Origin of the sequence: Pseudomonas boreofloridensis (genome assembly GCF_030580795.1) — a bacterium.
GTDB lineage: Bacteria > Pseudomonadota > Gammaproteobacteria > Pseudomonadales > Pseudomonadaceae > Aquipseudomonas > Aquipseudomonas boreofloridensis.
This window is the reverse complement of the sequence record NZ_JAUQOQ010000018.1, coordinates 47614-68900: the sequence shown is the minus strand read 5'-3', so window position 1 is coordinate 68900 and position 21287 is coordinate 47614. Positions and strand designations below refer to the sequence as shown.

Sequence of the window (21287 nt, the reverse complement as noted above, 5' to 3'; positions counted from 1 at the left end):
GGTCAGCGCCACGGTCAGCGCTTGTTGGCCTTGACTTCGGCTTCGCGCAGGGTGGGCGCGAGCTTGTCGAGCACACCGTTGACGAACTTGTGGCCGTCGGTGGCACCGAAGACCTTGGCCAGCTCGACGCCCTCGTTGATCACCACGCGGTACGGCACGTCGACGCGCTTGATGAACTCCCAGGTGGACAGGCGCAGCACGGCCAGTTCAACCGGGTCGAGCTCGTCCAGGGCCAGGTCCAGGCACGGCGAGAGGGCGTTGTCGATTTCAGCCTTGATCGCCGGAACCCCATGGAGGATTTCGCGGAAATAGGCACCGTCGACATCGGTGAAATCGTTGTCGACGCGGAACTGCGCCTCGATCTCGTTCAGCGAATGCTGCGCCATGTGCCACTGATACAGCGCTTGCGTGGCGAGCTTGCGGGCTTCGCGGCGCTTGGCGCTCTTGGAGGGCTTGCCGGCATCCGCAGGTTTTGGATCGCGCGGGTTGAAACGATCGCTCTCGTCGCTAATCACTTGGCCTCCAACTGCGCCAGCAGGCTGACCATTTCCAGAGCCGACAGGGCCGCTTCGGCGCCCTTGTTGCCGGCCTTGGTGCCGGAACGCTCGATGGCCTGTTCGATGGAGTCGACGGTCAGCACACCGAAGGCGACCGGCACGCCGAACTCCATGGAAACCTGGGCCAGGCCTTTGGTGCACTCGCCCGCCACGTATTCGAAGTGCGGGGTGCCGCCACGGATCACGGCGCCCAGGGCGATGATCGCGCTGTAGTCACCTTGCTGGGCGACCTTCTGCGCCACCAGCGGGATCTCGAACGCGCCAGGGGCACGAATGAGGGTGATGTCGCTTTCGCTGACGCCGTGGCGTACCAGGGCATCGACGGCACCGCTCACCAGGCTTTCGACGACGAAGCTGTTGAAGCGGCCAACCACCAAGGCGTAGCGACCTTTGGGGGCGATGAAGGTACCTTCGATGGTCTTCAGGGTCATTCCGGTAATCTCATATTAAAGAGCGAGGCCGCTACGGCGGCCTTCGATAGGGTTCGGACACGAGCGCCAGGGCCGCTGGCGCGTCGGTATCACTCGGAGGGCACGTATTCTACAACTTCCAGATCGAATCCGGATATCGCGTTGAACTTCATCGGCGAGCTCATCAGGCGCATCTTGCGCACACCGAGGTCACGCAGGATCTGCGAGCCGGCACCGACGGTGCTGTAGGTGGTCGGCGTCTTGGTCGGCAGGTCGCCGGCACTTTCGCGGATATGCGCCAGGAGCACGTCGCCATCCAGCGGGTGCCCCAGCAGCAGCACCACGCCACTGCCGGCTTCGGCCACGGCGCTCATCGCCGCGCGCAGGCTCCAGCGCCCCGGCTGCTTGACCAGCAGCAGGTCGCGCAGCGGGTCCATGTTGTGCACGCGCACCAGGGTCGGTTCTTCGGCGCAGATGGTGCCCAGGGTCAGGGCCATGTGCACGTCGCCTTCGACCGCATCGCGGTAGGTGACCAGGTTGAATTCGCCCAGCTCGCTCTCGATCGGCTGCTCGGACACGCGCTGCACGGTGCGCTCGTGGATCATGCGGTAGTGGATGAGGTCGGCGATGGTGCCGATCTTCAGGTTGTGCTGGGCGGCAAACACTTCCAGCTCGGCGCGGCGGGACATGGTGCCGTCATCGTTCATCACCTCGCAGATCACCCCGCTCGGCTCGAACCCGGCCATGCGCGCCAGGTCGCAGGCCGCTTCGGTGTGGCCGGCACGGGCCAGGGTTCCGCCCGGCTGGGCCATCAGCGGGAAGATGTGCCCAGGGCTGACGATGTCCTCGGCCTTGGCGTCCTTGGCCGCAGCCGCCTGCACAGTGCGTGCGCGGTCGGCGGCGGAGATGCCGGTGGTCACGCCCTCGGCAGCCTCGATCGACACGGTGAACTTGGTGCCGAAGCCTGAACCGTTGCGCGGCGCCATCAGCGGCAGCTTGAGGGTCTCGCAGCGCTCGCGGGTCATCGGCATGCAGATCAGGCCACGAGCGTGCCTGGCCATGAAGTTGATGTGCTCGGGCAGGCAGCACTCGGCCGCCATGATGATGTCGCCTTCGTTTTCGCGGTCTTCGTCATCCATGAGGATGACCATTTTGCCCTGGCGGATGTCTTCGACCAGTTCTTCGATGCTGTTGAGCGCCACTGGCACCCCCTTCTCAATCAGGATTTCAGGTAGCCGTTGGCGGCCAGGAAGCTTTCGGTGATGCCACTGCTTTTACTTGGCTCGGCGGCCTTGTCGCCCAGCAGCAGGCGCTCGAGGTAGCGGGCCAGCAGATCCACCTCGAGGTTGATGCGACGTCCCGGACGGTAGTCGGCCATGATGGTTTCGGCCAGGGTATGCGGAACGATGGTGAGTTCGAATTCGGCGCCGTCGACTTCGTTGACCGTCAGGCTGGTGCCGTCGACGGTGATCGAGCCCTTGTGCGCGATGTACTTGGCCAGCTCTTTCGGCGCGCGGACGCGGAACTGGATGGCGCGGGCGTTATCGCTGCGCGAGACGATCTCGCCGACGCCGTCGACATGACCGCTGACCAAGTGACCGCCCAGGCGTGTGGTGGGCGTGAGGGCCTTCTCCAGGTTGACCCGGCTGCCGCTCTTGAGCTCGACCATGGCGGTGCGCTTGAGGGTTTCCAGGCTGACGTCGGCCCAGAAGCCGTCGCCGGGCAGCGCCACGGCGGTGAGGCAGACGCCGTTGACAGCGATGCTGTCGCCGAGCTTGACGTCGGCAAGATCGAGCTTGCCGGTCTGGACGTAGACACGCACGTCACCGCCCTTGGGGGTGATGTTGCCGATGGTGCCGATGGCTTCGATGATGCCGGTGAACATGCGGGTCTCCTCAGGTACGGGCTGCGCAGCGCAAGCCCGGCATTATACGCCGGGCGCGGACGTGGGAATGGCGATGACTCGCCAGTCATCGCCCACGGCGCGCATTTCGATGATCTTCAGCCGGGGTGCATCGGCCATGCGTTCGAGCGGCCAGTCCAGTAAAGGACGGGCCTGGGAGCCCAGGAAGGTGCCAGCGACGAACAGCTGGTACTCGTCGATCAGCCCGAGCTGGGCGAAAGCGCCGACCAGGCCGGCACCGGCTTCGAGCAGGATTTCGTTGGCACCGCGCTCGGCCAGCAGGCGCAGCAGCGCCGGCAGGTCGACCTGGCCATCGTTGCCAGGCAGTACCAGCAATTCATGACCGGCAGCAGCGTAGCGTGGGTCGGCCGCCAGGGCGGTGACCACCAGCGCGGGACCGGCCTGGAAGAACGGTGCGTCCAGCGGCAGGCGCAGGCGACCGTCGATCAGTACGCGTTGCGGCGTACGTGACAGGGCCAGGGCCGTGGTGTCGGGGTCCAGACCCAGCTCGGCGCCGCGCACGGTCATGCGCGCGTTGTCGGCCAGCACGCTCTGGGCGCTGGTCAGCACCAGGCTGGAACGGGCGCGCAAACGCTGCACCGCGCCACGCGCGGCGGCGCCGGTGATCCACTGGCTTTCGCCACTGGCCATGGCGGTGCGACCGTCCAGGCTCATGGCCAGCTTGGCGCGCACGAAGGGCACGCCGCGCTCCATGCGTTTGAGAAAGCCCGGATTGAGTGCCCGCGCCTCGGCCTCGAGCACGCCGCTGGCGACGTCTACACCCGCCTCGGCCAAACGCCGCAGGCCGCGCCCGGCCACTTGCGGGTTGGGGTCCTGCATCGCCGCCACCACCCGCGCGACCCCGGCCTGCACCAGCGCCTCGGCGCACGGCGGCGTGCGCCCGTGGTGGCTGCACGGTTCGAGGGTGACGTAGGCGCAAGCGCCGCGGGCTCGCTCACCGGCCTGGCGCAGCGCATGCACCTCGGCGTGGGGCTCGCCGGCGCGCACGTGCCAGCCTTCGCCAACCACTTCGCCCTGGTTGACGATCACGCAGCCTACCCGGGGGTTGGGGTGGGTGCTGTACAAGCCCTTGCGGGCCAGTTCCAGGGCGCGGGCCATGTAGTGGGCGTCGAGGATGGCGGTCTGGCTGGACATGCTTACTCTTTGGCTGGCTCGCGGGCCAGACGGTCGATTTCTTCGCGGAACTCGTCCAGCGCCTGAAAGCGCCGGTACACCGAAGCGAAACGGATGTAGGCGACTTCGTCGAGCTTGCGCAGCTCGGACATCACCAGTTCGCCGACCACCAGCGATTTGACTTCACGCTCGCCGGTGGCGCGCAGACGGCTCTTGATGTGCGCCAGCGCGGCTTCCAGGCGCTCGATGCTCACCGGACGCTTCTCCAGCGCCCGCTGCATGCCTGCGCGCAGCTTGTCTTCGTCGAACGGTTGGCGCGTGCCATCCTGCTTGATCAGCCGGGGCAGAACCAGTTCGGCGGTCTCGAAGGTGGTGAAGCGTTCGCCACAGGCCACGCATTCGCGGCGCCTACGGACCTGTTCGCCCTCGGCGACCAGGCGCGAATCGATGACCTTGGTGTCGTTGGCACCGCAAAAGGGACAGTGCATGGTGGCAGGCAACAAAAAAAGGGAGGGCCATGGTAGCGCATCCCACTGGCAAGACAAGCCAAAGGGGTTACCATCCAGAGAAATCTGCCCGTGAAGGATTGCCCCATGCACCACCGTGCTCTCGTCGTGCTGTGCCTGGCCGGCCTGCTTGCCGCCTGCGGCAGCGACCGCCCCAAGCCCGAAGCGCCCGCCTCCGCCCCTGTGGCCAAGGCGGTGAAGAAGCCCGTCGACGATCCTGGTCCGTTGCCCGCCTACCAGCGCGAACTGAGCGGCACCTTGCTGGAGATCCCGGCAGGCGCCGAGGTCGAATTGGCCCTGCTGGTGATCGACGAGCGCGGTCGGCCGCAGCGCCTGTTGGCCAGCAGCGACCTGACCGGCACCGGCCAAGCCCTGCCCTATCACCTGCGTTTCAATCCCGAGGCCTTTCCCGCCGGCGCCCGCGTAGAACTGCGTGGGCGCGCCAGTCGCTCCGGCCAATTGATCCTGCACCTGCCGCCGCAGCGCATTGCCCAAGCGCAGACCCAGGCTACCGGGGCGCTGCGTTTCGAAAAGGCGCCATGAGGTGACGCCGCTGCACTTGCAACAGGCGCTGTCCGCGCTGATCGGCGAGGCGCGCCTGAGCATCACCGAGTTGCCAGACTGCGATCTGAAGCTGTGGCTGATCGACGCGCAGAACATGGACCGCGCGTTCAGCCCCGACGAAACCCGGCGCATTCTCCACGAGCCCCCTTACTGGAGCTTCTGCTGGGCCAGCGGCCTGGCCATGGCCCGCTACCTGGCGCAGCACCCGCACTGGGTGCGTGGCAAACGGGTCCTGGACTTCGGCGCCGGTTCCGGCATCGCCGGGATCGCCGCCGCCCGCGCGGGGGCGCTGGAAGTGGTGGCCTGCGACCTCGATCCGCTGGCGCTGCACGCGTGCCGCGCCAACGCTGCGCTCAATGGCGTGCAGTTGGGCTACAGCGCCGACTTCTTCGCCGAAGCCGACCGCTTCGACCTGATCCTGGTGGCTGACGTGCTCTACGACCCTGCCAACCTGCCGCTGCTCGACGCCTTCCTGCTGCGCGGGCGCGACGCACTGGTCGCCGACTCGCGGGTACGGCACTTCAGCCACCCGCTGTATCGCCCCTTGGGCGTACTCGAGGCGCTGACCTTGCCGGACCTGGCCGAGCCACACGAATTCCGCCGCGTCAGCCTGTACCACGCCAGCCGCGAGCCTTTATAGTGGTTGCCATTCCGGATTTGCGAGAGTCGTGATGAGCCAAGCTTCTTCCAACGCCACGCCCTACATCTTCGACGTCACCGATGCCGAGTTCCAGCAGTTGGTGATCGAGAACTCCTTCCACAAACCCGTGCTGGTGGATTTCTGGGCCGAGTGGTGCGCGCCGTGCAAGGCGCTGATGCCGCTGCTGGCAAAGATCGCCGAGGGTTACCAGGGCGAACTGCTGCTGGCCAAGGTCAACTGCGACGTGGAACAGCAGGTGGTGGCCCAGTTCGGCATCCGCAGCCTGCCGACCGTGGTGCTGTTCAAGGATGGCCAGCCGGTCGACGGTTTCGCCGGTGCGCAACCGGAGTCGGGCATTCGTGCCATGCTCGAACCCCATGTGCAGATGCCCGCCGCGCCCACCGCCTCGCCGCTGGAGCAGGCCAAGGCGCTGTTCGCCGAAAGCCGTTTCAGCGAGGCCGAAACCCTGCTGCAGGCGCTGCTCGCTGAAGACAACAGCAACGCCGAAGCGCTGATCTACTACGCGCGCTGCCTGGCCGAGCGCAATGACCTGGACGGCGCGCAGCAAGTGCTCGATGCGGTCAAGAGCGATGAACACAAGGCCGCGCTGGCCGGTGCCAAAGCCCAACTGACCTTCCTGCGCCAAGCGGCCAGCCTGCCGGAAGTCGCCGAGCTCAAGAGCCGTCTGGCGCAGGATCCACAAGATGACGAAGCGGCCTACCAATTGTGCATCCAGCAACTGGCGCGCCAGCAGTACGAAGCTGCGCTGGACGGGCTGCTGAAGCTGTTCCAGCGCAATCGCGCCTATGAGAGCGGACTGCCACAGAAAGCCCTGCTGCAGGTGTTCGACCTGCTGGGCGGCGATCATCCGCTGGTGGGCGTCTATCGCCGCAGGCTGTCCTCGGCGATGTTCTGAGCCACGACGCGCTCGCGCTGGAAGGGGTCAGCCGACCCACCGGTAGAGCGGCGCGTGCGCAGTGCTGTCCACCTTCACCTCGCTGCTGTGACGCAAGCGCACCAGCAACCGCTTGCCCGCTGCGACGCTGCCCGTCAGGCCCTCCAGGCGCTCCAGCAACTCAGGCCCGCTGAGCTGTCCGGCCTGACGCAGCAACGCACAGGCCGCTGACCACTGGCCGTCATCCTGACGCACGGGGGCGGCTGCCGTGGCCGGCACGGCTTGCGCCACGGCGGGCGCCTCCTGCAACTGACGCCCCAGTTGCGCCCATTCGTGCGGTTCCAGTTCGATGCTCAGGTCCACCGGCCAGTCGCCGATGTGTCCTCGAATTCTCACGCTGCCATCCTTCAATCGCGGGTCGATGCCCGGCATGCTCCCACGACATGAAACCTGCGCCAAGCCTCTGGCATCGGCGACAAAATCCGTTATAACATTACCAAACATGTCCCCCAGCTCCCGAGGTCGTCCATGCGCCGCCTGCTCCTCGCCTTGCCCTTCGCCCTGCTGCCCCTGGCCGTTGCCCAGGCCCATGATGACCACGATCACGAGCACGGTACCCTGCCCGCCCATGAGCATGGCGTGGCCCGCCTGAACGTCGGCCTGGACGGCAACACCCTGGAACTGGCCTTGGAAAGCCCGGCCATGAACCTGGTGGGCTTCGAGCACATGCCCGGCAGCGATGCCGACAAAGCCAAGGTCGAAGCGGTGCGCAAGCAGCTCGAACAACCGCTCAAGCTGTTCGGCCTGGCCAGTTCGGCCGGCTGCAAGGAGGACCAGCAGGAACTGGAAAGCCCGCTGTTCGGCAGCGATCCCGCCGCCAAGCATGATGATGATGATGATGACGACGATCACGATCACGCCCACGAACATCAGCACAGCGAGATCCACGCCCACTACCAGCTCACCTGCGCCACCCCGGCCAAGCTCACCCAGATCGACCTGTCGCCGCTGTACAAGGCCTATCCGCAGACTCAGAAGATCAACGTGCAATTGGTCGGTCCGAACGGGCAGAAGGGTATCGAGAGCACGCCAGGCAACGCCGTGGTTTCCTTCTGAATGGACCAGCCGCTGATCGAGTTGCATGACCTGGTGTTCGCCTGGCCAGGGCAGCCGCCCTTGCTGAAGATTCCCCAGTTCCGCCTGGAGGCTGGCGAGGCGCTGTTCCTCAAAGGCCCCAGCGGCAGCGGCAAGACCACCCTGCTCGGCCTGCTGGGCGGGGTCAACCTGCCTGCCCAGGGTCAGGTGCGCCTGCTCGGGCAGGACCTGGCCACGCTCGGTCAGGCGGCTCGGGACGCGTTCCGGGTCGACCACACCGGCTACATCTTCCAGCAGTTCAACCTGCTGCCGTTTCTGTCGGTGCAGGAAAACGTCGAGCTGCCCTGCCGCTTCTCGCGCAGCCGCACCGAACGTGCCATACAGCGTCACGGCAGTGTGTCGCAGGCGGCGGCCACGCTGTTGGCGCACCTGGGGCTCAAGGATTCGGCCTTGCTCTCACGTCGCGCCGACACCTTGTCGATCGGCCAGCAGCAGCGGGTCGCGGCGGCGCGCGCGCTGATCGGCCAACCGGAACTGGTGATCGCTGACGAGCCGACCTCCGCCCTCGACGCCGATACCCGCGAAGCCTTCATCCGCCTGCTGTTCGACGAGTGCCGCAGCGCCGGTTCGAGTTTGCTGTTCGTTAGCCATGACCAGAGCCTGGCGCCCTTGTTCGACCGCGACCTGTCGCTGGCCGAACTCAACCGTGCGGCCACGCCTCGGGAGGCCTGATGTACCTGCTCCGTCTAGCCCTGGCCAGCCTGGCCAATCGGCGCTTCACCGCCCTGCTCACCGCGTTCGCCATCGCCCTGTCGGTGTGCCTGCTGCTGGCCGTGGAACGCGTGCGCACCGAGGCGCGCGCCAGCTTCGCCAGCACCATCAGCGGCACAGACCTGATCGTCGGCGCCCGCTCGGGCTCGGTGAACCTGCTGCTGTACTCGGTGTTCCGCATCGGCAACGCCACCAACAACATCCGCTGGGACAGCTTCGAGCACTACGCCAAGGATCCTCGGGTCAAGTGGGCGATTCCCATCTCCCTGGGCGACTCGCACCGTGGCTATCGGGTGATGGGCACCAACGCCGACTACTTCAGCCACTACCAGTACGGTCGCCAGCAGCACCTGCAACTGAGCCAGGGCCGTCAGTTCGCCAGCGATCCGTTCGAGGTGGTGCTGGGCGCCGAGGTGGCCGACGCCCTGCACTACAAGCTCGGTGACAGCCTGGTGCTGGCCCACGGCATCGCCACCATCAGCCTGGTCAAGCACGACGACAAGCCGTTCACCGTGGTCGGCATCCTGCAACGCACCGGCACACCGGTGGACCGCACCCTGCACATCAGCCTGGCCGGTATGGAGGCCATCCACGTCGACTGGCACAACGGCGTGCCGGCACGCGGCGCCGGACGCATCAGTGCCGAGCAAGCGCGCACCATGGACCTGCAACCCACCGCCATCACCGCCTTCATGCTCGGCCTGAACAACAAGATCGCCACCTTCAGCGTGCAGCGCGAAATCAACGAATTCCGGGGCGAACCGCTGCTGGCGATTCTCCCAGGTGTAGCGTTGCAAGAGCTGTGGGGCATGATGAGCATCGCCGAACAGGCGCTGTTCGTGGTCTCGCTGTTCGTGGTGCTGACCGGCCTGATCGGCATGCTCACCGCGATCCTCACCAGCCTCAACGAGCGCCGCCGCGAAATGGCCATTCTGCGCTCGGTGGGCGCGCGGCCCTGGCATATCGCCGGGCTGCTGGTGCTCGAGGCGCTGGCACTGGCGCTGAGCGGCATCGTCGTCGGGCTGGGCTTGCTCTATGGCGGCATCGCCCTGGCGCAGGACGCGGTCCAGGCCAATTATGGTCTCTACCTGCCGTTGGCCTGGCCCAGCGCACATGAATGGACGCTGCTGGCGATCATCCTCGGTGCGGCGCTGGTGATGGGCAGCGTGCCGGCCTGGCGGGCCTATCGCCAGTCGCTGGCCGATGGCCTGTCGATTCATCTCTGAGGAGTGGTCATGTCGATGCCTGTAGGCGCCGCGATTCGCCGTGGCGCCTTACCCGCGAAGAAGGCGCTGCAGATTCTCCTGCTGTTGCTGCTGGTGCTGGTCATCCCGGCCTGGGCGGACGAGCCGCGCGAGCTGGACTGGCCAGCGCTGATTCCCGAGGGCGCGCCGGTCATCCCGCCACAGCTCACACCGCTGCACGACCTGTCGCAGATGGGCAACTCCCTGGGCGACGCCCTAGCGGCCGAGTCCGCCCCGGCAGCGCGGCAACAGGCGCCCGATGCGCCGGTGGTCAAGGCGCTCGACGGCCAGCAGATCAAGCTGCCCGGCTACATCGTGCCGCTGGAAGTCAGCGAAGAAGGCCGCACCACCGAGTTCCTGCTGGTGCCTTACTACGGTGCCTGCATCCACGTCCCGCCACCGCCGTCCAACCAGATCGTGCACGTGTTCAGCGAGATGGGTGTGCGCATCGAGGACCTCTACCAGCCGTACTGGATCGAGGGGCGCATGCAGGTGAAGAACACCAGCAGCGAACTGGCCGACGCCGGTTATCAGTTGGACGCCGAGAAAATCTACGCCTACGAACTCAAATGAGCGTCACCTGCCCTTGAGCGACGTGCTTCGTTGAGCTGAATCAAACAATCCGTTTAGGTAGCTACTTACCATTGGACCACTCGATTTCCTCACGTCCTCTGGGAGCTTCCATGAACAAGAACTTGCTCGGTGCCTCGCTCGTTGCGCTGGCGCTCGCAGCCCCCGTTGCCCACGCCCACCAGGCCGGTGACTTCATCCTGCGTTCCGGCGCCATCACCACCGCGCCCAACGAAGACAGCGGCAACCTCAAGCTCGACGGTGCCAAAGTCTCCGGCACCAAGGCCACGCTGGACAGCGACACCCAGTTGGGCCTGGCCTTCGCCTACATGCTCACCGACCACATCGGCATCGAGCTGCTGGCGGCTACCCCCTTCAAGCACACCGTGGGCGTCAAAGGCCTGGGCGGCGGCCTGGATGGCAAGCTGGCCGACATCAAGCAACTGCCACCGACCCTGTCGCTGCAGTATTACCCGATGGAAGCGTCGTCCAAGTTCCAGCCCTATGCCGGTATCGGCGTGAACTACACGCTGTTCTTCGATGAAGAATTGAGCAGCTCGCGCAAGCAACAAGGCTTCAGCAACATGAAGCTGCAGAACTCCGTCGGCCTGGCCGGGCAACTGGGCATGGACTACATGCTGACCGACAACCTGCTGCTCAACGCTGCGGTGTGGTACGTGGACATCAACACCAAAGCCAGCATCGACGGCCCGAGCGCCCTGGGCGTGGGCAAGACCAAGGTCAATGTCGAAGTGGATCCTTGGGTGTACATGGTCGGCGTCGGCTACAAGTTCTAAACCCGAGACGGGCTGGAACAGACTCACAGATTGGGGCCGCTTCGCGGCCCTTTTCAATGTTTGCCCAACAACCGCGCCAGCCCTTCGACCATGGATGTCGGCTCGGGGAAGTCGAATCGCGCCAGCAGACGCTGGTTATCAGCCCGGGAGTGGCGAATATCGCCGGACCGCGCAGGGCCATGGCTGACGCTCGGCAGCCCACCGACCACCTGCGCCAGGGCCGCGAGCAGTTGGTTCAGCGAGGTGGCCTGATTCAAGCCGATGTTCACTGCCCCTTCCTGTACCTGTTCCTGCTCCAGCGCCTGCACCATCACCTGCACCAGGTCACCCACATACAGGAAGTCGCGCGTCTGCTCGCCATCGCCGAACACGGTGATAGGCACGCCCTGGCTGGCACGTTCGCAGAAGATGCTGATCACGCCAGAGTACGGCGAGGAAGGATCCTGGCGCGGCCCGAAGATATTGAAGAAGCGGAACACCACTGGCTCCAGCCCGTGCTGGCGGCGATAGAAATCCAGGTACTGCTCGCCGGCCAGCTTGTCCACGGCATAGGGCGTCAACGGCGCCTTGGGCGTGTCCTCGGCGATCGACAGGCCTTCGCCATTGTTGCCATAAACCGCCGCACTGGAGGCGAACAGTACCCGGCGCACGCCATTCAAGCGCATGGCTTCGCAGACGTTGAGCGTGCCGATGAAGTTGCTCTGGTGAGTCTTGACCGGATCGTCCACCGAGGCCTGCACCGAGGCCACCGCCGCCAAATGCACCACCGCTGCGCACCCGGCAACTGCGCGGGTGACCAGAGCGGCATCGGCCACATCGCCCTCTATCAATTGCAGGCGCGGATGATCGAGGCGCAGGTTGCTGCGCTTGCCGGTGGACAAATCATCCAGCACACGCACCGCATGGCCCTTGTCCAGCAACGCGTCGCACAGGTGCGAACCGATGAAGCCCGCGCCGCCGGTGATGAGGATGGGTGCGTCAGCCATGGCGATAGAACCGCTCCAGCAGAGGCGGCAAACCCGCGCGCCAGGCACGCGGCTTGATGCCGAAGGTATGAAGGATTTTCTTGCAGGCCAGCACCGCGTGCTGCGGCTCCTCGCTGGCATCCGGGCGGGCTGCGTGGGCCTGGGCGGTCGGCGACTGGATGGCGTGCGTGTGCCACTGCGCGGCCTCGGTCAGGATCGCCTGGCCCAGTGCCAACGGCGTGGTCGCTTCGTTGCCGGCGTAATGGTAGGTACCCCACAGCGGCGCCGCGCAGTCGAGCTGCTTGAGCACCGAGAGGATCACCCGCGCGGCATCGTCCACCGGCGTCGGGTTGCCGCGACGGTCATCGGCCAGCAGCAGTTCATGAGGCTGCTCGGCACGCGTGAGGAAGCGCCCGAGAATGCCGTCGGGACTTTCGTCCAGCAACCAGCCGAAACGCAGCAGCACATGCTGCGGACAGGCCGCCCGCACGCTCTGCTCGATGCGCCACAGCGCTTGGCCGCGCGTACCCAGCGGCACGGGCTCGTCCTTTTCGCTGTAGGAGGTGGCCCGCGAACCGTCGAACACCCGGTAGCTGGACGGCTGCAGCAAGGTGATTTCGTGGTGCTGGCAGAGTTCAGCCAGGCGCTCGATCGCCCGCTCCTGGGACGCCAGGCGCGGCTCGCTGACCGACTCGGCCTGGAACCAGTCGAAATAGTAGGCCAGGTTGACCAGGGTATCGGGGCGGTGATCGTCGAGCAGTTGGGTCAGGCTGGCCGCGTCCCAGCCATTTTCCGGCGGGCGCGGCGCCAGGAACGCGATGTCTTCCTCGGCCCCGAGACGAATCAGCGCTTGCCCGAGGGCATTGCCACCACCCAACAGCATCAGGCGCATACGCATAGAGTCAGCAGGTCCGCTCAGATCGATTAGAAAGGAGGCATTTTGCGGTTTCCGCCCGGGGAAGTCCAACCCGGACGCCTGGCGCTTCGGGCAGCCCGCAGGATTTTGCGGGCAGCGCTTCTGCGCCACTTGAAACTGACCGATACTGCCAGACGATCATTCGAGTCGCAGCAGGAGCGCCATGGACTTCGTCACCCGCACCGAGCATCGCAGCCGCTGGCAGTACGACGAGCCCGCTCCCGGCCGGGAAGGCTTCATCGACGAAACCTTCGACGGCTACCACCAACAAGCCCGCCTGTTGCTGCCGGAGGTGGAGCGCGCGCCCGCCGTGTTCGTGGTCGGCGGCGCGCGGTCGGACTTCACCCGACTCAATCCGCTGCTGTATCGCCTGCAACGCCAGGGCATCGGCTCAATGACCGGCAACCTCTCCGGCCACAGCCAGGCCAGCGAGCCCGGTGCCTCGGCGCCGTCGCTGGCAGTCAACCTGATAGAAGCGCAGCGTTTCATGGCGCATCTGGGCGAGGACTGTACGACGCTGGTCGGCCACAGCCTGGGCGCGTCGATTGCACTGAAGCTGGCCGCGCAACGGCCGCAGATCGACAAGCTGGTACTGATCTGCCCGGCGGTATACCCCGACGCCGCCCACGGCGCGCCCTTCGGCCCGGCCTTCAGCGCCGCGATCCGCACGCCCTGGGCCTTCCTCGATTGCGACAGCTACGCGTTCCTGCGCCAGTTTTCGGGGCGGGTGTTGCTGGTGATCGGCGAATACGACGGCCTCAATTCCAAGACTCATGGGCAAGGCGCCGGCACCTCGGCCGGCACTCGCCTGCTGCGCGGCGTTCCACGCTACAGCCCGATCCCGGAGGAAGTGACCCACGCCCTGCTGCGCTCGGTGCCCGCGCCGCATGTGCAATGCCTGCTGTTGACCGACTGCGATCACGGCATCGCGGCGCACCTGCGCGACGCCCCGCAGGTCGCCGATCAGGTGGCCGAGACCGTGGCTGAATTCATCCTTGAGGACGCTTGATCGACTCACGCACAAACGCGCCGCTATTCGATCTCGAACAGCCCATTGCTGACCGTCCCGGCGCTGAGCCGCTCGCGAATGTCGTCGTCGATGCGCGGATCGTCCGGTCGATACAGCTTGACCTGGCGATAGGCATTGATGCGGTTGATTTCCTCGCCGAGGAATTCCCACACCACACGCGTGCAGGCCGGGTTGCGCCGGTCGCCGCTGGAGACGCCGGTCTTCAGGCCGTTCAGGCGGGTGATTCGGCTCTTGAAGCTGGGGATGAGCACGGTCTGGCTCATTTCGTTGAGGGTCAGCGACTCGTAGTCGATGAGAAACAGCCGGTCCTGCAACTGAAACGCTGCGCCCAGGTAGCGACAGCGCACTTCGGCCTGTTGCAGTCCGGCGCTGCTGCGCTCCTGGCGCTCCTGACGCTCGAACAGAAAACTGCCTCGCTCCTCCCAGAGATGCACCAGCGACACCAGGATCGAACCTGGCACCGACATGCAGTTGGAATATTCGAAGTAGTAGCCGCAGTAGCGCGACAAATTGCCGGCCTGGGCATGCAGCGGCTTGAACAGTTCGCTGATCGGATCGTTTTGCGGCCCGGAGGTGGCCGAGGCATTGCGCGCACCGATCAGGCGGGCGAACTGCTCGGGAGGGAGCTTGAGTTCGTAGTCCTCCACACCGAAGAAGTCGCCGATGCGCTTGAGGTTGTATTTCGTCGGCTCGCTCTGGCCACTCAGGTATTTGTTGAATTGCGCGCGATGAATGGCGAGCTGACGGCAAACCTCTGAAATAGAGCGGTAGTGACTGCAGGCGAGCTTGAGATTGGCGGCTAGAAAATCGGCCATGGGGGCACTTCCAGATGATGCGAGTGCTGCAATTCTAGCAGCATGTCGCAGCAAAACAGAGCAACCCGCGAAATTGTAACCACAGGTGTCATGGCCAACCATGCGCGGCAACGATAGCGTGCGCCCCTGCCGCCGCTGGTCACTCCACATAAAAAATAAGAATCGAGGTCATTTTCCAATGCTCGAAGCACTTAACGATTTTCTGTCAGGAAAACTGCTCATCGTCCTGATCGTCGGGCTCGGTAGCTACTTCACCATTCGATCCCGGTTCGTCCAGTTCCGTCATTTCGCCCACATGTTCGGCGTGTTCAAGGAATCGCTGCGTGGCCAGGCTGGTCAGCTGAGCTCGTTCCAGGCGCTGATGCTGAGCCTGGCCGGTCGTGTCGGCGCGGGCAACATCGCTGGTGTCGGTATCGCCGTGACCCTGGGCGGCCCAGGCGCGGTGTTCTGGATGTGGGTCACCGCACTGGTGGGCATGTCCAGCAGCTTCTTCGAATGTACCCTGGCCCAGGTGTACAAGCGTGCCGACGGTGACGGCCTGTACCGTGGTGGCCCGGCCTACTACATCCAGCATGGCCTGAAGCTCAAGAGCATGGCCATCGTGTTCTCGGTGCTGCTGCTGGTGACCTACGGCTTCGCCTTCATCGGCCTGCAGTCGTACACCGTGACCCACTCGCTGCAGAACGCTTTCAACTTCGATCCGCGCCAGACGGGCATCGTCCTGGCAGTGCTGCTGGCCATCACCTTCATCGGTGGCATCAAGCGTATCGCGGCGGTGTCCGACCTGCTGGTACCGATCAAGACCCTGGCCTACATCGGCGTCACGCTGTATGTGATCGGCACTCAGATCGAACACGTGCCAGCCATGCTGGAAACCATCTTCAAGAGCGCCTTCGGCCTCGACCCTGCCTTCGGCGGCCTGCTCGGCAGCGCCATCGTCATGGGCGTGAAGCGTGGCGTGTTCGCCAACGAAGCCGGTCTGGGCAGTGCGCCGAACGTGGCTGCCGTCGCAGCCGTCAAACACCCGGGCGCCCAGGGCGTGGTCCAGGCCTTCAGCGTGTTCCTCGACACCTTCGTGATCTGCACCTGCACCGCGCTGCTGATCCTGCTGTCGGGCTTCTACACCCCGGGCTTCGAAGGCGACGGTATCGTCCTCACCCAGAACTCGCTGGCCGCCGTGGTCGGTGACTGGGGCCGTATCTTCGTCAGCGTCGCCCTGTCGCTGTTCGTCTTCACCTGCATCCTCTACAACTACTACCTGGGCGAGAACAGCCTGCAGTTCATGAGCCGCAACCGTGCCGTGCTGATGGTCTTCCGTGGCCTGGTACTGGCCCTGGTGGTCTGGGGTTCGATGCAAGACCTGTCGACCGTGTTCGCCTTCGCCGACATCACCATGACCTGCCTGGCGTTCGTCAACCTGGTGGCCCTGGCCCTGCTGTTCAAGGTCGGCCTGCGCGTGATGCGCGACTACGATGCCCAGCGCAAGGCTGGCATCAAGCAGCCGGTGTTCGATTCGTCGAAGTTCACCGACCTGGACCTGGACCGCGCCGCCTGGCCGGCCAATCCGGCTGTTGAAGCCGCTGACGACAAGGCTGCCGGCGAGCTTCAGCACCAGCGCTGATCCGCCCTCTCCAGCCGCCCCGTTCGCGGGCGGCTGACTCCTTTCTCGATTCGCTTCGGAATGCTTCCATGGACGCAGTCAAGAACCTTCTCGTGCTCTATACCGGCGGCACCATCGGCATGCTGCAGACCTCCGAAGGTCTGGCTCCAGCCGGCGGCTTCGACGCGCGCATGCGCGAACACCTGGCCCAACGCAGCGACGCTCCGGACCTGCAATGGACCCTGCGCGAACTCAATCCGCTGATCGATAGCGCCAACATGCAGCAGGCCAACTGGCTGGCGATGCGCGACGCGATCGTCGAGGCGGTCGAACGCGATGGCCATGACGGCGTGCTGGTGCTGCACGGCACCGACACCCTGGCCTACAGCGCCGCGACCCTGTCGTTCCTGCTGCTCGGCCTGCCGGTGCCGGTGCTGCTGACCGGTTCCATGTTGCCAGCCGGCACCCCGGACAGCGACGCCTGGGACAACCTGGTGGGCGCGCTGCGACACTTCGAGCGCGGCCTGGCCAACGGTGTGCAACTGTACTTCCACGGCCAACTGCTGCATGGCTGCCGCGCCTCCAAGCTGCGCAGCGAAGCCTTCGACGCCTTCGCCGTGCTGCCGCGCCATCGCGACAGCGAGCGCGCACAGCACGTGCCAGCCGAGCTGGGCTACGGTCAGGTCCGTCAGCCGGTGAAGCTGGCGGTGCTGCCAGTGTTCCCGGGGTTGTGCGCCGACTACGTGCAGGGGCTGGTCGAAGCCGGCGTGCAGGGCCTGCTGCTGGAATGTTATGGCAGCGGCACCGGGCCGTCGGACGACCAGGCACTGCTCGATGCCTTGCACCAGGCACGTCAACGCGGCGTGATGATCGTCGCCATCAGTCAATGCCCGGAAGGCGCGGTGGTGTTCGACACCTATGCCGCTGGCAGCCGCCTGCGTGACGCCGGCCTGGTCAGCGGTGGCGGCATGACCCGCGAAGCGGCGCTGGGCAAGCTGTTCGCCCTGCTGGGCGCGGGGCTGGACGTCAAGACGGCCGAACGCTGGTTCGCGCTGGATCTGTGTGGAGAGCGGGCTTAATCATCGGTAGGAGGCGTGGCCTGGTGTAGCGATGGGGCGCTGCGGTGTGTCAGGGCGTCTGGCACCGTCTGGTAGGCGGCCGCTGCGCGCCCGATCGCGACACAAAGCCGCTCCCACCGAGATTGCGCTCGCCTCACTTCCTGGGCACGGCATGCGAAACCGGGTGATCATGCATTTGATGTTCATCTGAAGCGCATGATTTCCAGAGTCCAGCGCGGCTTTTGTGGGAGCGGCCTTGTGTCGCGATTGGACCGCAAAGCGGTCCCGGCAATGACAGCGGCGAAGCTGAAAACCTGGGAACGGGACGGGCTGCCGATGCGTGTATCGGGAAAATGGCGGAAGGCAGCGGGAGTCGAACCTGCCCGGGAACGGATGCCGTCCCCAACCGGGTTTGAAGCCCGGCCGCGCCACCGGGCGCGATTGCCTTCCTTGAATTCAGGGCCTGGGCTGTTGCCGGGCCAGGGCGCTGTCCGCACGGATGTAGCGTTGATCGCCTACCCTGCGGGTCAGGCCAACACGGTCGAAGTACTCCAGTATTTGCACACTGCGCTTGCGACCGATGCACAACATATCGCGAAACGCCGCCACCTGCACTACCGGTGAGCCCTCGGCCTGGCTCAACAGCAACTCGACCATGCGCTGAAGCGTCTGCTGCGGATAGAACAGATCGCGCACCACCTGGTGCAGCACACCCAGGCGCGCCAGCTTGCGCATCAGCAATCGAACCTGGGCCTCCTCCACCTGCTCGGCAGCGGCCAAGGTCCTGACCCACGGCGGATCGAACGCGGCTTCGAGCAGGTGCGGCTGCAAGCGCGCCCACAAGGCGGTGTCGGCCTCGCTCAACTGCACCTTGTGATCCGGCAGATGCAGCCACGGACCACTGCTGGCGATGAAACCGTCGCTGAGCAATTCGTCCACCAGACTGACGAAGGTCGGCCGCTCCAGTGCCAGCGCGCAGAAGCGGCGCAGACGGTCGCGGTCAGGACCGAGCTGGTCCGGTTCCTGAGCATGAAAACGGGCCAACTGTGCCAGGACGTCGTCGCGCAGCGCCTGCCACTGTTGGCGGTCGAACAGCACACTGCCTTGGCGCGTGGCGATCACCTCGACGCTCTCGGGCAATTGCCAACTGTCGCGCAGTCGATTGAACTGGCGCTCCAGACGGTGCGGATCGAGCCCGGCCGGCGCGCTGGCGAGCAAGGCCGGCAGTGCCTGCTCCAGGTCGGTAGCCTCGCGCAGCACCTGCAATTGCCGCAGCCGTGCGTCGCTGCGACGGTGGCGACTGGGCGCGAACGGGTCGAGCACCCGGCCGCCGCCCAGGGTGCGCTGAGCGCGCTGGTCACGCAGCACCAGGCGGTCGCCATGCACGGCCTGCAACGGCGCATTGAGCAGCAACTGGGCGAACATGCGCTGCCCGGCGGCCAGGGTCTGGCCCTCCAGCAGCGCCACCCGCGCGGTGACATCTTGCGTCCCGAGATGCACGTGCACCGCGCTGAAGTGTTCGAAAGCGCGGGGCTCGCTCGCCAGCAGCGTCAGCTCGATGTCGATGCGCGAACTGGGCGCATGCAACCACGCTGGCACCAGCCAGTCGCCGCGGTGTACCTGCTCCACAGCCAAGCGCTCGGCACTGATGTTCAGCGCCACCCGCTGCCCGGCTTCGGCCACCAGCGCCGCCTGGTTCTGCGCATGCAAACCGCGCACGCGCACTGGCTTGCCGAGCTTGCCCAACAGCAGCGTGTCACCCGTGCTCACCCGGCCGGCCAGCGCCGTGCCGGTGACCACCACACCCGCACCGGACACGGCGAAGGCGCGGTCGATGGCCAGGCGAAAACCGCCCTGAGTGGAGCGTCTGCGAACCTGGGACGCGGCCGCCAGCAGCGCCTGGCGCAGGGCCTCGACACCGGCCCCGGTCACGCTCGACAACGGAAACTGCAACGCCCCGGCATAGGGGCCTGGCGCCAGCAACGCCTCGACCTGCTGCTGCACCTCGGCCACGCGCGCCGGTTCCACCCGGTCGCACTTGCTGATCGCCACCAGCGCCTGGGGAATGCCCAACAGCTCGATGATCGCCAGGTGCTCGCGGGTCTGCGGCATCACCCCATCGTCCGCTGCGATCACCAGCAGCACCAGGTCGATACCCTGGGCCCCGGCCAGCATGTTGTGAATGAACCGCTCGTGCCCCGGCACATCGATGAAGCCGGTCAAGGGCTCGCCGTCGGCCAGGGCCGCGTAGCGGTAACCCAGGTCGATGGTCATGCCCCGGGCACGCTCTTCCTGACGGCGGTCGCCGACCTGCCCGGTGAGCGCTTCGAGCAACGCGGTCTTGCCGTGGTCGATGTGCCCGGCGGTGCCGACGATCACTGCACAGGCCCCAGGTGCAGCGCCGGCAGTTGCGCCAGCCACTGCGCCTCATCGTCCAACTGCCGCAGGTCGAGCCACAGGGCGTCGTCGTCGATGCGCCCGAGCACCGGCACCGGCAGGTCGCGCAGCGCCTGCTCCAGCACTCGCAAGCTGCGCCCACGCAGTTTCTTCGACACCTGCGCGCGCAGGCACAGGGCTGCACTGGGCAGCCGCGCCACCGGCTGGCTGCCGCTGCCGATCATGCCCAGGGTCGGCTCGACGCTGACTGTCCAAGGCTCGCCCAGGCGCGCGGCCAGTTCCGGCGCCAGGCGCTCGGCCTGGGCAGCGATGTCAGCGTGTGGGCGCGTCAGTAGACGCAGGCTCGGCAGACGCTCGGCCAGCCGGTCCGGATCGCGGTACAACGCCAGCACCGCCTCCAGCGCCGCCAGGGTGATCTTGTCGACGCGCAGGGCGCGCTTGAGCGGGTTCTTCTTGATCCGCGCGATCAGCTCCTTACGGCCGACGATGATGCCCGCCTGCGGGCCGCCGAGCAGCTTGTCGCCGCTGAAGGTGACGATATCGGCACCGTCGAGCAGGGCCTGGCGCACCGTCGGTTCGGCCGACAGGCCCCAGCGGGTGAGGTCGAGCAGGCTGCCGCTGCCCAGGTCTTCGAGCAACGGCAGTTGATGGGCATGGGCGATGCGTGCCAGTTCGGCGGTCGGCACCTGGGTGGTGAAGCCCTGGATGCTGTAGTTGCTGCAATGCACACGCATCAGCAGCCCGGTGCGCGGATTGATCGCCGCCTCGTAGTCGCGGGCGTGGGTACGGTTGGTGGTGCCGATCTCATGCAGTCGCACCCCGGCCCGGGCCATGATATCGGGAATGCGGAACGCGCCGCCGATCTCGATCAGTTCGCCCCGGGAGATGATGCCCTCGCGGCGTGCGCCCAGGCTGTTGAGCGCCAGCAGCACGGCGGCGGCGTTGTTGTTGACCACCGTGACCGCCTCGGCACCGGTCAACTCGCGGATCAGGCCCTCGATCAAGTCGTCGCGGTCACCGCGCTTGCCGGTGACCAGGTCGAACTCCAGGTTCAGGGGATAGCGCGCAGCGGTCTGCATGGCTTCGACGGCCGCTTCGGGCAACAACGCACGCCCCAGGTTGGTGTGCAGCACCGTGCCGGTCAGGTTGAACACGCGCCGCACCTGGCTGCGCTGCTGAAGCGTCAGGCGCTCACCGGCGCGCCCGAGCAGCACCTCGGCGGCCAGTTCCACGGCACTCAGTTGACCCAGGCGAGCCGGCTCGCGCAGGTCGTCGAGCAACTGGCGCAGCGTGGCCAGGGTGGCATCGCGGCCATGGCGCTCGAGCAGAGGGGCGCAGGTGGGGTGACGCAGCAGGGTGTCGATGGATGGCAGACGTGGAGCGGGGGTGGCATTGCTTGACGACATGCGGGTACGACCTT

General features: G+C 66.0%; 23 protein-coding genes and 1 tRNA gene. 11 read left to right on the top strand and 13 right to left on the bottom strand.

The genetic code is table 11. From position 1 onward, the window contains the following. Window positions 1-14: 14 nt before the first annotated feature. The 6 genes from nusB to nrdR all read right to left on the bottom strand — a co-directional run bounded on the left by nusB (window position 15) and on the right by nrdR (window position 4492). Window positions 15-515 carry a transcription antitermination factor NusB gene (gene nusB / locus Q6A47_RS19135; RefSeq protein ID WP_039580749.1) on the bottom strand — a complete coding sequence of 167 codons (501 nt, stop codon included), beginning with the start codon at window positions 513-515 and terminating at the stop codon, window positions 15-17. Beyond that, entirely contained in the window at window positions 512-988 is a 477-nt protein-coding gene (ribH, locus tag Q6A47_RS19130) for a 6,7-dimethyl-8-ribityllumazine synthase (RefSeq protein WP_029614513.1), read from the bottom strand. The genes nusB and ribH overlap by 4 nt, the downstream gene beginning before the upstream one ends. Before the next feature lie 89 nt (window positions 989-1077). Beyond that, window positions 1078-2169, bottom strand: a complete 1092-nt coding sequence (ribBA, locus tag Q6A47_RS19125; RefSeq protein WP_039583286.1) for a bifunctional 3,4-dihydroxy-2-butanone-4-phosphate synthase/GTP cyclohydrolase II — start codon at window positions 2167-2169, stop codon at window positions 1078-1080. 17 nt (window positions 2170-2186) lie between these two features. Next, window positions 2187-2852, bottom strand: a complete 666-nt coding sequence (locus Q6A47_RS19120; protein ID WP_039580752.1) for a riboflavin synthase — start codon at window positions 2850-2852, stop codon at window positions 2187-2189. A 42-nt stretch (window positions 2853-2894) separates the two neighbouring features. Then, window positions 2895-4025: a bifunctional diaminohydroxyphosphoribosylaminopyrimidine deaminase/5-amino-6-(5-phosphoribosylamino)uracil reductase RibD gene (gene ribD, locus Q6A47_RS19115; RefSeq protein WP_304485076.1), complete on the bottom strand. Its 1131-nt coding sequence runs from the start codon at window positions 4023-4025 to the stop codon at window positions 2895-2897. Window positions 4026-4027: 2 nt separating this feature from the next. Beyond that, entirely contained in the window at window positions 4028-4492 is a 465-nt protein-coding gene (nrdR, locus tag Q6A47_RS19110) for a transcriptional regulator NrdR (protein WP_029614510.1), read from the bottom strand. 105 nt (window positions 4493-4597) lie between these two features. Between nrdR and Q6A47_RS19105 the strand changes: the two genes are divergently transcribed. Genes Q6A47_RS19105 through trxA form a run of 3 tightly spaced genes read left to right on the top strand, consistent with a single transcriptional unit; the run spans window position 4598 to window position 6630 of the window. Then, complete coding sequence (locus Q6A47_RS19105) at window positions 4598-5053, top strand: hypothetical protein (protein WP_304485075.1); 456 nt, start codon at window positions 4598-4600, stop codon at window positions 5051-5053. A gap of 1 nt (window position 5054) precedes the next feature. After that, on the top strand, window positions 5055-5714 hold the full coding sequence (locus Q6A47_RS19100) for a class I SAM-dependent methyltransferase (RefSeq protein WP_304485074.1): 660 nt from the start codon (window positions 5055-5057) through the stop codon (window positions 5712-5714). 31 nt (window positions 5715-5745) lie between these two features. After that, entirely contained in the window at window positions 5746-6630 is an 885-nt protein-coding gene (trxA, locus tag Q6A47_RS19095) for a thioredoxin (RefSeq protein ID WP_295488727.1), read from the top strand. A gap of 27 nt (window positions 6631-6657) precedes the next feature. Here the strand turns inward: trxA and Q6A47_RS19090 are convergent, their stop codons facing one another. Beyond that, a complete protein-coding gene (locus Q6A47_RS19090) occupies window positions 6658-7005 on the bottom strand; it encodes a hypothetical protein (RefSeq protein ID WP_116890196.1) in 348 nt (115 codons plus the stop codon). A 132-nt stretch (window positions 7006-7137) separates the two neighbouring features. On the opposite strand from Q6A47_RS19090, the gene Q6A47_RS19085 reads away from it, so the two are divergent. The 5 genes from Q6A47_RS19085 to Q6A47_RS19065 all read left to right on the top strand — a co-directional run bounded on the left by Q6A47_RS19085 (window position 7138) and on the right by Q6A47_RS19065 (window position 11086). Further along, entirely contained in the window at window positions 7138-7725 is a 588-nt protein-coding gene (locus Q6A47_RS19085) for a DUF2796 domain-containing protein (RefSeq protein ID WP_029614507.1), read from the top strand. Next, complete coding sequence (locus Q6A47_RS19080) at window positions 7726-8436, top strand: ATP-binding cassette domain-containing protein (RefSeq protein ID WP_304485073.1); 711 nt, start codon at window positions 7726-7728, stop codon at window positions 8434-8436. It begins immediately after the preceding gene. Beyond that, window positions 8436-9701, top strand: coding sequence for an ABC transporter permease (locus Q6A47_RS19075; RefSeq protein ID WP_029614554.1), 1266 nt, complete (start codon window positions 8436-8438; stop codon window positions 9699-9701). Before Q6A47_RS19080 ends, Q6A47_RS19075 begins: the two co-directional genes overlap by 1 nt. Window positions 9702-9767: 66 nt before the next feature. Continuing rightward, complete coding sequence (locus Q6A47_RS19070) at window positions 9768-10292, top strand: DUF3299 domain-containing protein (protein WP_039583289.1); 525 nt, start codon at window positions 9768-9770, stop codon at window positions 10290-10292. 110 nt (window positions 10293-10402) lie between these two features. After that, window positions 10403-11086 carry an OmpW/AlkL family protein gene (locus tag Q6A47_RS19065; protein WP_029614555.1) on the top strand — a complete coding sequence of 228 codons (684 nt, stop codon included), beginning with the start codon at window positions 10403-10405 and terminating at the stop codon, window positions 11084-11086. A 53-nt stretch (window positions 11087-11139) separates the two neighbouring features. Here the strand turns inward: Q6A47_RS19065 and Q6A47_RS19060 are convergent, their stop codons facing one another. Beyond that, window positions 11140-12072 (bottom strand): NAD-dependent epimerase/dehydratase family protein, encoded by a 933-nt coding sequence (locus tag Q6A47_RS19060; protein WP_304485072.1) that lies wholly within the window; start codon window positions 12070-12072, stop codon window positions 11140-11142. After that, window positions 12065-12949, bottom strand: coding sequence for a sugar nucleotide-binding protein (locus tag Q6A47_RS19055; protein WP_080754769.1), 885 nt, complete (start codon window positions 12947-12949; stop codon window positions 12065-12067). Before Q6A47_RS19055 ends, Q6A47_RS19060 begins: the two co-directional genes overlap by 8 nt. Before the next feature lie 181 nt (window positions 12950-13130). On the opposite strand from Q6A47_RS19055, the gene Q6A47_RS19050 reads away from it, so the two are divergent. Continuing rightward, the gene (locus Q6A47_RS19050; protein ID WP_304485071.1) at window positions 13131-13976 is read left to right on the top strand and encodes an alpha/beta hydrolase; all 846 of its coding nucleotides are present in this window, start codon (window positions 13131-13133) and stop codon (window positions 13974-13976) included. Between the two features lie 23 nt (window positions 13977-13999). Here Q6A47_RS19050 and Q6A47_RS19045 read toward each other — a convergent pair whose 3' ends face one another. Continuing rightward, window positions 14000-14812: a helix-turn-helix domain-containing protein gene (locus Q6A47_RS19045; RefSeq protein WP_295488742.1), complete on the bottom strand. Its 813-nt coding sequence runs from the start codon at window positions 14810-14812 to the stop codon at window positions 14000-14002. A 178-nt stretch (window positions 14813-14990) separates the two neighbouring features. Here Q6A47_RS19045 and Q6A47_RS19040 point away from each other — a divergent pair, with 178 nt between their 5' ends. Together Q6A47_RS19040 and Q6A47_RS19035 are read left to right on the top strand one after the other, a co-directional pair. Further along, entirely contained in the window at window positions 14991-16433 is a 1443-nt protein-coding gene (locus tag Q6A47_RS19040) for an alanine/glycine:cation symporter family protein (RefSeq protein ID WP_304485070.1), read from the top strand. Between the two features lie 68 nt (window positions 16434-16501). Then, window positions 16502-17491 (top strand): asparaginase, encoded by a 990-nt coding sequence (locus Q6A47_RS19035; RefSeq protein ID WP_029614559.1) that lies wholly within the window; start codon window positions 16502-16504, stop codon window positions 17489-17491. A 333-nt stretch (window positions 17492-17824) separates the two neighbouring features. Here Q6A47_RS19035 and Q6A47_RS19030 read toward each other — a convergent pair. From Q6A47_RS19030 to selA, 3 genes are all read right to left on the bottom strand, one after another. Continuing rightward, a tRNA-Sec gene (locus Q6A47_RS19030) sits at window positions 17825-17920 on the bottom strand. A 6-nt stretch (window positions 17921-17926) separates the two neighbouring features. Then, on the bottom strand, window positions 17927-19849 hold the full coding sequence (selB, locus tag Q6A47_RS19025; protein ID WP_295488778.1) for a selenocysteine-specific translation elongation factor: 1923 nt from the start codon (window positions 19847-19849) through the stop codon (window positions 17927-17929). Then, window positions 19846-21273 carry an L-seryl-tRNA(Sec) selenium transferase gene (gene selA, locus Q6A47_RS19020; protein WP_304485069.1) on the bottom strand — a complete coding sequence of 476 codons (1428 nt, stop codon included), beginning with the start codon at window positions 21271-21273 and terminating at the stop codon, window positions 19846-19848. Before selA ends, selB begins: the two co-directional genes overlap by 4 nt. Between the last annotated feature and the right edge of the window lie 14 nt (window positions 21274-21287).